This window comes from Methylocella tundrae, assembly GCF_038024855.1.
In the GTDB taxonomy this organism is placed as follows: domain Bacteria; phylum Pseudomonadota; class Alphaproteobacteria; order Rhizobiales; family Beijerinckiaceae; genus Methylocapsa; species Methylocapsa tundrae.
On record NZ_CP139089.1, the window covers coordinates 1,914,092 to 1,926,695 of the forward strand.

Genomic DNA, 12,604 nt, shown 5'->3' on the forward strand with positions numbered 1-12,604 from the left:
GCCGCGCAAAAAGGCATGCGCCAGTTCGCGGGAAGGCGTCGAGGCGCGGCCGGCCCCGGCGCGGCATGGGCCAAGAGCTGAGGCTTTGCATTGATTTTCGCACTGAGAACGGCCGCCAAGTCTCCACGAAGGGTCTCTCGCAGCCAATTCTGCGGCGGCTGTCTCAATAAGAAGGGCGCCCCCGCATATCCGCGGGAGCGCCCTATAGGATTTTTCGGAAGCGCGGCCGGCGACCGGCCGAGAGCTCAGAACTTGACGAGGATGTCGCCGCCGAAGGTCCACTGGGAGGATTTCGTCGCGACATTGAAGGGCGTCGTGCCATTCAAGGACGAGTCGTAGCGGATTTCAGGCCGCACCATGACGCTCTTGATCCAGGCCGCGCTCGGGACGTTAAACAGGTTTGGGATCGGCGGCGCGCTGATATTGAGGCCTGCCGTCAGCTCCAGATAAGTCGTCGGCGCCGGAGCGAAGGCGCCAGCGGGCGGGTATCCGCCGAAGTTCAAGAAGCCGTGCTCGCTGTTGACGAAATTGAAGTTGCCGGGAGCTCCAAGCGACGAAACAAAAAAGTTATTGTTATCGCGCCAGACCTCGGCGCGGCCGTTGAGCTTCAGCCAGTCGGTGATGGCATAGGAGGCGTATCCGGCAGCCCCATAAGCGCTGGCGCCGCCAGCTGGTATGTTCGTGTCATCATGGGCGTAGTTGCCTTCGAACACGAAGGTGAGTTTATCTGTCGCTTTCCAGGTGACGACGAGGTCATTGAGATAGCGCAAGGTGTTGCTCGGGTAGCAGGCGCAGGCCGCGTCGCCGAGAGGCGTCGCCGGATTCTGAGGGGCGATGTTTGTGGTCGCCAGAGCAGTCAGGTTGCCGCCGAGCAGGTTGAGGCCGATGCCGCCCTCGAAGCCAACGCCGGCGTTGTTGTCGCCGGGCCATCCGAAGCCTGTGTTATTGCCGGTATTGAAGCCGGCGTAAATGTCGAGCTCGGGAATGACATGCGCGACGAACGCGGCGCCGGTCAGCTTGGCTGCGATGCCGAAGTTGTAGATATAGGAATGCGAATAGAAGAAGTTGTTGGTGGGGTCGATGGTTTCTTCGCCCTGAAGCGAAATGAACTGGCCGACTTTCGCGTCAATGCCACCCGCAAATACCGAGGTCAGCCAGGGCAAATGCGCCTGAAGATTGGCTTCGACGACGTCAAGCTGGTAGCGGCTGTTGATCGCGTAGTCGAGTTCGCCCAGGAAGTGAGTGTAGCGAGCGTCCGAGCCATACATGCCCTGGAACTTGAAGCCGAAATCATAGTCTTTCGACGTCGGATCAATCGGCCGCGCCGCCGTCAAAAGAAACTGATTGAGCAGCAGTGAATTGGCTTTGTCGGTGTAAAGAGAGCCGAAGTTCAGGCCGTTCGACGGAGAATCAGGGTTGACGGTTATGCCGGCCTCGACGACTGCGCCGACGGTAAAGGTGTCCCACCATCCTGCCGGCGGTTTAGCCGGCGCTACATCGGCGGCGTAGGCCAATTGCGCGGAAGCCGACAAAAGGGCCCCCACGCAAAGAGTTGATAGAGTGTTCGTCCGGCGTGACATGGATGCGGCTCCCCTTTAGTCCAAGCCTCTGACTAAGGTTAAGAAGCGCACATCATGGCAAAGCATTCAATGAATGATCGCATCCTGAAATCGTTTCTCGGTCAAGCGATACATCAGCGCCACAGTTAGGCCTTTCGCTCGACACGTTGCATTGCAAATGATCAAAGTTGCTTAAGTTTTCACCAGATTTGATCAGTGCCGAGCCACTTCGGGGCTCTTTTGCTTGTGAGACGCGCCGCTCACGAGCAAGATTTGAAGATCGGCGCGCCGCCAGGCGTCCTCGAACCTTCGGCGCCGACTCAAAAACGCGTCGTGACACCCGTATAAAGATTGAGACCCGGAGATGCCCTGGTCAGGCCGAAATTGGCTCCCGCGTCGAGCTGCACGTTCGGCCGGATCAAATAGGCGAGGCCAAGATCCAGGGTGTACTCGGCGGGCGTAAAGGGATCCGTGCCGACGGCTGAGAAGAATTCGACGGAGGCGCTCAGATCCTTGCTGATGAAAGACAGGCTATGGCTGAGATTGGCGATATTGACGAGATTTGCGTAGCGCTGGCTGTCGTTGGCGTTTTTCAAGACGTCATACTCAGTCTGCAAAGCGAGAACGAAGTCGCTCGGCAGGTTGATCTGCATCGGGAGCGCCACACCGCCTTCGACCACGCCATTGCCAAGACCCGGCGCGGCGGAGGGGGCTTTAACGAAAGGGACGAGCGCCATCGCAAAGTCTCCGCCGTCATTGCCGACAAGATTGATCTTGGTCTTGATGATTGTGTCGCCGAAACCATGGCCGTTGGCGATAAGGCCGCCGGTCTGGTTGCTATGCGTCGCGGACGTCAGATAGCCGTAGAAATCGAGTTCCAAATCAATGGAGCTCGTGAGGCCGAGCTTGATCGTCGGATCAGTGGTCTCGAACTGCGTCGTGCCCGCGCCCGCGACATTGGCGTGGGTGTAGGAGAGAAAATCGCTTTCGATCTGGAAATGACCTGCGTCGACGGTAAAGGGATTGAGGATTTTGGCCGGGCGCTCGGGCTCGAAGGCCCGCATGGCGTCCGTCGGCGTCGGGTTGAACAGGCTGTAGGCGCTCTTGTCGGGCGCAGGCGCCGAATCATCGGCGCGCGCCGGTTGCGCGCCAAGCAGGCTGACGAGAAGCCCAACGGAGCAGCCGAGCAAAAGCCGCGTTTTCGACGACAGGACCATGCACTTTATGGCGCACAGCGGAGCAGCCAATTCAATTGGCCCAACGCGGCCGGCGCGAAATCGCGACTGGGCGATGTTTTCCCGCCACAGCGCGGCGCTTAAGCGCGAGGCGTTCGGGCGGAGCCGCATTCCGCCCTTTAAGCCTTTGTTTTACCGCATGACGCCGGCCCGATAAGTCTGCAACTTTCGGCATCATATTTTAAGCTGGATGACCGGGCGCGGAGGCCCTCACGTTCTTAAAACCGCAGCGCCTTGACCTCTTTGACGCCAGGCAGTTGCTTGACCTCGGCGAGCACCTTATCCGGCACCAGCCCGTCCACTTCGACGAGGGCGAGCGACGATCCGCCCTCGCGGTCCCGGCCAAGCGCAAAGGTCCCTATATTGATCGCGGCATTGCCAAGAATGCTGGCGAAGCGGCCGATGAACCCCGGCTTATCTTCATTGGTGACATAGATCATCGACGGCCCGACCGCGGCGTCGACCTTGATTTCATTGATCGAAATGATTCGTGGCTTGCCATCGTTAAAGACGGTGCCGGACACGCAGCGCTCGCGGCCTCCAGCTTCGACGCAAAGCGTCACGACCGATTCGAAATCGGCCTCGGCCGCCCTTGTCACTTCATCGATCACGACGCCGAGCTCCTTCGCCACCGTCGGCGCGGAAACGACATTAACGTCGGCGAGCAGTGGGCGCAGCAGCGCGGCGATCATAGAAGCCGTCAGCGCCTTGATCTTGAGCTCGCCGACTTCGCCCTCGTAGGTGATCGACACTTTCTTGATATTGCTGTCGATCAGCTGCCCGGCGAAGGAGCCGAGGCGGTCGGCGAGGGCGATGAAGGGCTTCAGCTTCGGCGCTTCCTCCGCGGTGATCGAGGGGAAATTAACCGCGTTCGAAATAGCGTCCCGCATCAGATAATCGGACATTTGCTCGGCGATCTGCAGCGCGACATTCTCCTGCGCCTCCTTGGTCGAGGCGCCAAGATGCGGCGTGCACACCACATTCGGGTGGCCAAGAAGCGGCGCCGGCTCCTTTTCGAGAACGTCGAGCGCCGCGCCGGCGACATGACCCGACTCGAGGAGGGCGAGCAGCGCATTCTCATCGAGCAGGGCGGCGCGGCAGCTGTTGATGATCATCACGCCCGGCTTGGTCCTGGCAAGATTTTCGGCCGAGAGAATGTTCTTCGTGTGCGGCGTCACCGGAGTGTGCAGGGAGACGAAATCGGCGCGCGTCAGGAGATCGTCAAGCTCAACCTTCTCCACGCCAAGATCGAAAGCGCGTTCCGGCGACAGGAAAGGGTCGAAGGCGATGACGCGCATGCGCAGCCCGATCGCGCGGTCGGCGACGATCGATCCGACATTGCCGCAGCCGATAAGGCCCAACACCTTGCCGGTGATTTCGACCCCGAGAAACTTGTTCTGCTCCCATCGTCCGGCGCGCGTCGAGGCGTCGGCGGCGGGGATATGGCGCGCCACCGCGAACATCAGCGCGATCGCATGTTCAGCCGTCGTGATCGAATTGCCAAACGGCGTATTCATCACGATGACGCCCTTGGCGGTCGCCGCCGCGAGGTCGATATTGTCGATGCTGATGCCGGCGCGGCCGATGACCTTGAGGCGCGTCGCGCGTTCGAGCAGCTTCGACGTCACTTTCGTCGTCGATCGAATCGCGAGGCCGTCGAAGTCGCCGATCGCCTCGGCGAGAGCGTGCTTGTCCCGGCCTAGCTCCGGCTCAAACGCGACCTCGACGCCGCGCGCTTTGAAGATGGCGACGGCGGCGGACGAAAGGGAATCCGAAATCAGGACGCGCGGCGGCAAGGGGCTTCTCCAATGCGCCTCAACCAAGCGCATTTATCAAATGGACCTACTCCCAAGCCATTTTCAAGCCAGGCAGCAAGGGTTGCGCGATTTGGCGGCAGGCTTGTGAAGGCGGCCCTCTATGAAGTGAGCGCCGCCGCGGTGCAAGGGCGGCGTTTCCTGCGTTGGCGCAGAAGCAAAAATAATGGGCGCCCTCCCGTGAAGAGAGAACGCCCCTTGAGCCAAATGCAATCGGATGATCGCGAGGTTCAGGCCGCTTTCGCGAAAAACTCGCGCTTCGCCTTGGCGTAGGCATAGTCGAGCCATTGCGTCAGCGCGATCAGATCGGTTGTGTCGACTGTCGCGCCGCACCAGATTCGCAGGCCGGGAGGCGCGTCGCGGTAAGAGTTGATGTCATAAGCGATGTCCTGCGCTTCGAGGAAGCTCACGAGCTCCCTGGAGAACGCTGCCTCCGCCTCGGGTCCGCCGGCGACAACCGCCGGATCGACGATTTTGAGGCAGGCGGCGGTTGTCGAGCGGATCGCAGGATCAGCGGCGAGAAAGGCGACCCAGGGCGTTCTTTCAACCCAATCAGCCATCACCTTCGCGTTGGCGTTGACGCGCGCGATCAGCGCATCGAGGCCGCCGATGGATTTCGCCCAGTTCAGCGCATCGAGATAATCCTCGACGCAGAGCATCGACGGGGTGTTGATCGTCTCGCCCTCGAAAATAGCTTCGATCAGCTGGCCCTTCTCGGCGAGACGGAACAGCTTTGGCACGGGCCACGGCGGCGTATAGGTCTCGAGCCTTTCAACCGCGCGCGGGCTCAGGATCAGCATGCCATGAGCCGCCTCGCCGCCGAGCACTTTCTGCCAGGAATAAGTGACGACATCGAGCTTGTCCCAGTCGAGCTTCTGGCCGAAGGCGGCCGATGTCGCGTCGCAAATGGTGAGGCCCTTGCGGTCGGCGGGAATGAAATCGCCGTTCTGCACGCAAACGCCCGACGTCGTGCCGTTCCAGGCGAAAACGACGTCATGATCGAAGTTGAGGCTTGAAAGATCGACGATCTCGCCATAATCGGCGACCATCGCGCGGGCGTTTTCCAGCCGCAGATGCTCGACGATATCAATGACCCAATGTTCGCTAAAAGCTTCCCAGGCGACGACGTCGACGCCGCGCTGCCCCAGAAGAGACCACAAGGCGGCCTCGACGGCGCCGGTGTCGGAGCCCGGCATGATGCCGATGCGATAATCGGCCGGAACCTGCAAGATCTCGCGAGTGAGATCGATTGCAAGCTTCAGCTTGGATTTGCCAATGGAGGAGCGGTGCGAACGGCCCGATGGGGCGTTCTCAAGGTTTTCAAGCTTCCAGCCCGGACGCTTGGACGCAGGACCGCACGAAAAATAAGGCCTCGCCGGTTTCACGGCGGGAGTCGACGCTATCATTTTTGCCATCCTTACAGATGGGCGCCCCTCGTTGGGGAGGGGTGTCCCGTCTATAGGGATAGGGTCTACCTTTTAAGACGTCAAGCCGCCGGTTTGACGCAGGCGTCATCGACTTCAACAAAATATCGCCTTCCCCGTCATTTTCTGTGCAAATCGCCATAAGGCGTTATCTTAGCCGCGAGTGAAACGGTTCCCTTCAATCGCGACTTGTTCCGAACCGCGCCCACAACGGCGCCGGCGATGAAATCGTCTGGCCCGTCACCCCTGCCCGTCCAGGGCGTCGACAACGCCGTCGATCAGATTGGCGTCCAGCAATAGGGCTGTCGTCAACTCCCTCCGCAGCGGCCGCAGGCGCGCGATGGTCGTTGCGATCTCCTGCTCGATCGCGCTCAGGGCCGCCAGAGCCTCATCGAGGCTCGCGATGCTGAACCGGCAGCTTTCGCCCGGACGCATCTGGGCGAGGCGGCCGATATCCGCTCGAATGACATGCCCGAGCTTCGGATAACCGCCCGTCGGCTGCCGGTCGGCCATCAGGATCAACGGCGCCTCGTCTCCGGCGATCTGAATGGCGCCGAGAGCAACCCCATCCGAGACGATATTGTAGCCGCGCGCATGGGAGACCGGCGCGCCGTGGAAGCGATAGGCCATGCGGTCGGCGGCAGGCGTCAGGGTGAATTTCTCCCTGAAGAAAGCGGCCAGCGCCTCGCTCGAGAAATAATCATCCTGCGGCCCAGCCAGAACGCGAAAGCGCCCTTTCGACCCGTTGAGCCAGGGCGCATCAATCTCGGCTTCTTCGGCCGGCGAAGGCGCAGCGGCAGCCCCAATCGGCAGAACATCGCCCCGGCGCAGCATCCGGCCTTCGAGACCGCCGACGCCGGAGCGCACATGGGTCGCACGGCTGCCCAATTCAACCGGAGTATCGAAGCCGCCCGCGACGCCAAGGTAAGCCCAGGCCCCCTCGCTTCCGGCCTGCGCCGAAAGGATCTCGCCAGGTTTCAGGACAATCCGCGCCGCGGGGGGCAGCGGCCTGCCGTCGCGGCGCCAGTTGAAGGCGCCCCCTGCGAAGGCGACCAGGAACGCGCCCTCCTCGACCGCCACGCTAAGGCCCCCGACGGAAATCTCGATCGACGCCGCTCTATCTTCGTTGCCGAGCGCAAGAAGGACCGTTTCAAAGGCGCTCCAGTCCATCGGACCAGCGGGCGTGACGCCAAAGCGCAGAAAGCCGCGCCGTCCTGCATCCTGGATCGTCACGCCGGGGCCGGCCGACAGAATGCGCAGCCGCCCAGCCATGTCAGCGATCCGTCGGGGCTTGCGGGTCTTCTTCATCTTCGTCGCAATGAGCGATGGGCGATCCATCGTCCGCTGCAAGGCTCAGCTCGGCGAAGCGCATTCCGTCGATCCGCTCGAAACGGATGTCATCGCCGATATCAATGAGGAACATCGGCTCGCGGCGCGGATCAAAGATTTTAAGCGGAGTCCGGCCGATCTGATACCAGCCGGTCGGCATGGCGATGCTGGCGACCAGCGCCTGCCCTCCGGCGATGAGCAATGATCCCGGCGGCGCCGGCGGCCTTGGCGCGGCGCGGCGCGAGATCGCCAGCGCGTCCGGCAGGCCGCCGAGGAAGGTGAAGCCCGGCGCGAAGCCATACATATAGACGCGGTAGAGCGCGCTGGAGTGTAGAGCGATGATCTCGTCGGCAGTCAGGGCGAGGGTCTGGCTGACCTCGCCGAGATCTTCCGCGAAGGGCGGATCATAGCAGACCGGCACGCGCCAACGCCTTTTGCGCTTTCGAGGGGCGCTCACGGCGTCGAGGCGGGCGATGGCTTCCGCCAGCGCCCTCGTCGACGTGCGCTTGGGATCGAAGTGAATCATCAGTGAGCGGTAGGTCGGCACTGTCTCCAGGACGCCGTCGAGTCGCGCGGCCGCGATCGCCTCGTCAAGCGCCAGCACGCATTCGTGGATGGACGCGTCGATACACTGTCCAAATTCCACGACGAGCGCGGATTCGCCGGCGACGAGATAGCGCGGCGCGGCGGCGGCCGGCGTTTCTTTCAACATGGGCTTTCTTACGTGGCTGCAAAAGGCGCAAGGGTAAAGCCCGACGCCTCGAGGCGCCGGCGGACGGCTTTCGCGGTCGCGACGGCGTCCCGATGATCGCCGTGAACGCAAACGGAGTCGATGCCGACCGCGATGCGTTTCCCCGATTGCGCGATGATCGCGCCCTCGATGACCATGGAAAGAACGCGCTCGGCGATTTCCTCAGCGTCATGCAGCACCGCGCCGGGCGAGGATCGCGGCGCCAGAAAACCCGCGTCCGTATAGGCGCGATCGGCATAGATTTCGCGGGCGACGGCAAGCCCTTCGGCGAGGCCCGCGGCCTCCAGCTGCGTGCCCGCGACGGCGAGAAAAGAAAGGCGCGGATCGACGGATTTGATGGCGCGGACGATCGCTCGGGCGACGTCGCGGTCGGTCATTGCGAGATTGCTCAACGCGCCGTGGATCTTCACATAAGAAAGGTTGTGGCCCGCATAGCTCGCAACGCCTTGCGCGGCGCCGAGCTGATAGGCGATCAGCCTCTCGATCTGATCGAGGCCGAACGATTGGGGCCTGCGGCCAAATCCTGAAATATCGGGGTAGCCCGGATGTGCGCCGATGGCGACGCCTTTGGCCTTGGCCGCCCTGAACGTCGACGCCATAATGTCCGGATCGCCGGCGTGGAAGCCGCAGGCGACGCTCGCGCTCGTGACAATATCGAGCATGGCGGCGTCATCGCCCATGGCGTAGGCGCCGAACCCCTCGCCGCAGTCGCAATTGAGATCAATCGAGAGCGCCCGCTGCTCTCCCGCCGCATTCATCGGGCGCGCCTCATCGGCGCATTGGCGCGCGTCGGATTTTGCGTCACCACTCTCTCCTGCGGATTGTAAGGCTTTCTGTCCGCGGCAAGCCCGGCGCGATCTTATGCGGGCGTCGCCCCGCTTGAAAAGGCTTTCGTTCCGAGGTCTGGCCCTTCTCCTCTGCGCGAGCCTTTTTCCCTTTGCCGCCCGGAGCCGGCTAATTCAATGCGGCCTCTGCTTCAAATGGGCGTCGATCAACATATTGGCGATCGTCATGCGGCGGGCGGCTCCAACCCTCAAGGCCGGCTCAAATCGATCCGGGTGATTCTTCTTGGCGAATTCGCGCCTGATGCGTCGCAGATCGGCAATTGCGAGATCGGCGCTAAGCCCGAGTTCCTCCGCGATCGCTTCGTCTTCGCTTTTTGGCGGCGCCAGCTCGATCCGCGGCGCGGCTTCCGCGCCTGTCGCACCCGGCGAGGTCGCGCGGGCGCGCTCGGCGCGCCGCCAAACCCAGGGGATCTGGCTCAGCAGCCGCCGCAACGCATGCACCGGGTGCTGGCTGATGGCGGCGTCCGTCGTGGCTTCGGCGACCTCGCTCGCGCGCGTCGCATCGGCGGCGTCAGGCGAGCTGGCGCTGGCTTCTTCCTCCACTGAATCCGGTCCATAGGAGCTAGAATGCGGGTCGGATCCGCCGCGCCAGCCCCATGAAAGGCCGCCGAGATTGCGCCGCAGCCGATGAGCTGGATCAAAACCCTTTTCGCGCTCCTTCAGAGACGCCCTTTCGGGCTCCTTCTCTAACTCCGCGGCCTGCTGCGCCATTTGGGCGGCCCTTGCGCGCGCCTGTGCGGACTTTATCCAGGACACATCCATGCGGCCGCCCGACGCCGACGAAGGAGCCGAGGAGACGCGAGCCGCCGGACCGCGTTGAGGGCCGTCGAGCCCGGCCAGAATGTCGCCGAAGGCCGCGGACGTCGTTTTCTTCGGTTGGACCATAGTGGTGATCCGCTCCCAATGGGCAGGTCGATAAATTTAGGGAAGAGTTTGGCAGGGCGCCGTTGAATTTGAGTTAAATCAAGCGCGCCATCTTGATCCGATATATGGTGCCCGGAGTAACATCCGGTTGAATGCCGGGCGAAACGCCGCAAACGTCAATAATTCGTCGACATGGTCGTGGCAGGATGGCGCCGCTGACGGCGGGATCCCTTCCGCCAATGGACGTTTCGCAATGACGAAAGCTTCATTTGAAACGCCCGGTCAGTGTTCTCTAATGCATTTCTGTGCAGCCACTGGAGAAAACAATGAAAACGCGCCTGCCTCTTTTGATGATAGCGCTGCTCGGCTCAGGTCTGTCTCTCGCCGCGTGGAACGTCCGCGCGCAAGAGTCGCCGCCAGGAGGCCCGCCTTCTCATCCCGGAATGGGCAATGGCATGGGCATGGGTATGGGCGGCGGCATGGGCATGGGCGGCGGCATGGGCATGGGCATGCGCGGAGGACCGCCGCATGCGCGCTTTTCGCCCGCCGATCGCGCCGCTTTCTTTGACGCCCATATCGCCGCGCTCCATGCCGGCCTGCAGCTGACCCCGGAACAGGAAAAGCTGTGGCCGCCGGTCGAAGCCGCATTGCGCGCCGGCGCAAAGAACGCCGCCGACCGGTTCGAGAAGGCCCATGACGAACCTCGCCCCACGGACGCCATCGCCTGGCTGCGCAAGCTCAGCGAATTTGACATCGCCAAGGGCGAGACTTTGAAAGCGCTGGCGGACGCCGCCGCTCCGCTCTATCAAAGCCTGACGGATGATCAAAAGCGCCGGCTGCCCTTCCTCATGCGTGGCGTGAGGCCGCACGCGTTTGGCCCGTTCGCCGGGCATGCCGACCACGAAGATAACGAGGATCACGACGAGGATCACGAGGCCCAGCCCCAGCCCCATTAGGACGCGGCAGGCCGAAACAGCAATCAGGATCGACTGGACGCGCAGCCGATCCCCCTATCTTTTGGCGCGACGCTGAAAGAGCAAAAACGCCGGAGCATGACGAGCCCGCACGAGGGCGATCATGCTCTGCATGTTTTTCGCCTCCCGTCCTGGTCCGGGTTCAAGCCCAGGTCCAGCGTGAGACTGAAGGCGGCGGCTGTTTCATGGCCCCGTCGCCCAGCTTCGAAGAAGCTTGAGCGGAAAAAAGCTAGCGCTCCGACCGCAGGGGAACGAGCATTCGAAGCCGGAATCCCTCGGGCTCGAAAGCAACATTGACCTCAGCGCCGATCTGCTGCGACAGCACGCGTTTCAGCAGCATCGAGCCAAACCCCTCCCGGTGCGGCGGCTTGACGATCGGACCATCGGTCTCGCTCCATTCCCAGCGCAACGCCGCGCCGGCGGCGCCGTCGGCCAGACTCCAGTCGACCGCGATACGGCCATTCTCGGAGGCAAGAGCTCCATATTTGGCGGCGTTGGTGGTCAGTTCGTGAACCGCCATGCCGAGCGGAACGGCGATCTGGGACGGCAGATCGACCGCCGGCCCGCGTAGCCGGATGCGATCGCCAAGATCCTCCGCGTAGCAGCCAAGCTCCTGGTTGAGCAGATGTTCGAAGGAGACGGACTGATCGAATTCTTCCGTCATGACGGCATGGGTCTTCGCCAGCGAACCGATGCGCCCCGCGAAAGCCGCCTGAAATTCTTCGATCGTCACGGAGCTTTTCGCAGTCGTGTTCATCACGCCCTGCACGGTGGCGAGCGTATTTCTGACGCGATGATGCAGCTCCCGGATCAAAAGCGACTGACGCTGTTCGGACCGCACATTCTCAGTGACGTCGGAGCCCTCGACGAACAGCCCGGTGATCTCTCCGGTCCCGCCGATAATCGCCTGACACATCAAGTCGAGAAAATATTCCTGAAGCTTGCCCTTATCGTTCTGCAGAACGACGCGCATCTTACGGTTGGCGAAAGCTTCGCCGGTGGCGAACACCCTGTCCAAGATGTCGATATAGCCCTGGCTCGCCCCCTCCGGCACCGCCTCGCGGGCGGTCTTGCCGAGAATATCGCGGCCGCCGACCAGTTGCCGGAAGGCGACGTTGGCCATCTCATAAACATGGTCCGGCCCGCGCAGAACGCACATGAAATTGCTGGCCTGCATGAATAGGCGGTCCAGCTGGTGGGCGGTGGCGAGAAGGGTTTGGTTCAGCACCTGAACCATTTGCAGGCGCCGATGGGGCGACCCTGCAAAGTTTTCGCTTGCCGGAGGAACGCCCTGCCTCGCTTGCGCCTTCTGCGGAAGTCCCGTGATGTCCTGTGTATTCTGCACAAGGAAAGCGACTTTGCCGTCCGCGCCAAACAGAGGCACATGGGTGCAGCTCCAGGACCGCTGCTCAAGGCCATTTTTCCCCGGAATTGGATAATTAAGTACGGGGAGCGCGTCGGCGACCCCCTGATTGCGGACGCGCTCAAAGGATTCCTGCAGCCGCCGGCGGCTTTCCCCTCCGGCGGGAAAGGCTGTAAAGACATTCAGGCCAACGAGGCTCTCCCTGTCCCGGCCTGTGACGTCGAGATAGGCCTGATTCATGGCGACGATATTGAAATTCGCGTCCATGACCATCGTCGGCGTGGGAAGGCAATTGAAGACAGCCTCGAAATCCATGCGCTTGACCAACTTCACCAACAACCTTGAGCCGGCGGATCATCGCCGCTAATGAGACTTGCCCCGCTCCCCTGATACGCGCCGCGAGCCGGGCTTGCGCCGCAAGAGGGGCTCGAGCCGCGACGAGGCGT

General features: G+C 62.3%; 10 protein-coding genes. 1 reads left to right on the forward strand and 9 read right to left on the reverse strand.

All coding sequences use genetic code 11. The features are described 5' to 3' along the window. Positions 1 to 245: 245 nt before the first annotated feature. From SIN04_RS11230 to SIN04_RS11265, 8 genes are all read right to left on the reverse strand, one after another. Positions 246 to 1,580, reverse strand: a complete 1,335-nt coding sequence (locus SIN04_RS11230; RefSeq protein WP_134489196.1) for an outer membrane beta-barrel protein — start codon at positions 1,578 to 1,580, stop codon at positions 246 to 248. Positions 1,581 to 1,879: 299 nt separating this feature from the next. Further along, positions 1,880 to 2,776, reverse strand: a complete 897-nt coding sequence (locus tag SIN04_RS11235) for a transporter (protein WP_341264445.1) — start codon at positions 2,774 to 2,776, stop codon at positions 1,880 to 1,882. A 236-nt stretch (positions 2,777 to 3,012) separates the two neighbouring features. Further along, positions 3,013 to 4,623 carry a phosphoglycerate dehydrogenase gene (serA, locus tag SIN04_RS11240; RefSeq protein ID WP_341264446.1) on the reverse strand — a complete coding sequence of 537 codons (1,611 nt, stop codon included), beginning with the start codon at positions 4,621 to 4,623 and terminating at the stop codon, positions 3,013 to 3,015. A gap of 215 nt (positions 4,624 to 4,838) precedes the next feature. After that, positions 4,839 to 6,014 (reverse strand): phosphoserine transaminase, encoded by a 1,176-nt coding sequence (locus SIN04_RS11245; protein ID WP_134489199.1) that lies wholly within the window; start codon positions 6,012 to 6,014, stop codon positions 4,839 to 4,841. A 258-nt stretch (positions 6,015 to 6,272) separates the two neighbouring features. Beyond that, positions 6,273 to 7,304: a biotin-dependent carboxyltransferase family protein gene (locus tag SIN04_RS11250; RefSeq protein WP_134489201.1), complete on the reverse strand. Its 1,032-nt coding sequence runs from the start codon at positions 7,302 to 7,304 to the stop codon at positions 6,273 to 6,275. 1 nt (position 7,305) lies between these two features. Continuing rightward, positions 7,306 to 8,073 (reverse strand): 5-oxoprolinase subunit B family protein, encoded by a 768-nt coding sequence (locus tag SIN04_RS11255; protein WP_134489203.1) that lies wholly within the window; start codon positions 8,071 to 8,073, stop codon positions 7,306 to 7,308. 8 nt (positions 8,074 to 8,081) lie between these two features. After that, positions 8,082 to 8,870, reverse strand: coding sequence for a LamB/YcsF family protein (locus SIN04_RS11260; RefSeq protein ID WP_134489205.1), 789 nt, complete (start codon positions 8,868 to 8,870; stop codon positions 8,082 to 8,084). Positions 8,871 to 9,071: 201 nt separating this feature from the next. Next, positions 9,072 to 9,842, reverse strand: coding sequence for a hypothetical protein (locus tag SIN04_RS11265; protein ID WP_134489207.1), 771 nt, complete (start codon positions 9,840 to 9,842; stop codon positions 9,072 to 9,074). Positions 9,843 to 10,147: 305 nt separating this feature from the next. On the opposite strand from SIN04_RS11265, the gene SIN04_RS11270 reads away from it, so the two are divergent. Further along, a complete protein-coding gene (locus SIN04_RS11270; RefSeq protein WP_166795915.1) occupies positions 10,148 to 10,777 on the forward strand; it encodes a Spy/CpxP family protein refolding chaperone in 630 nt (209 codons plus the stop codon). 247 nt (positions 10,778 to 11,024) lie between these two features. On the opposite strand, the gene SIN04_RS11275 is transcribed toward SIN04_RS11270, so the two are convergent. Beyond that, positions 11,025 to 12,491, reverse strand: coding sequence for a PAS domain-containing sensor histidine kinase (locus tag SIN04_RS11275; protein WP_341264465.1), 1,467 nt, complete (start codon positions 12,489 to 12,491; stop codon positions 11,025 to 11,027). Positions 12,492 to 12,604 lie beyond the last annotated feature (113 nt).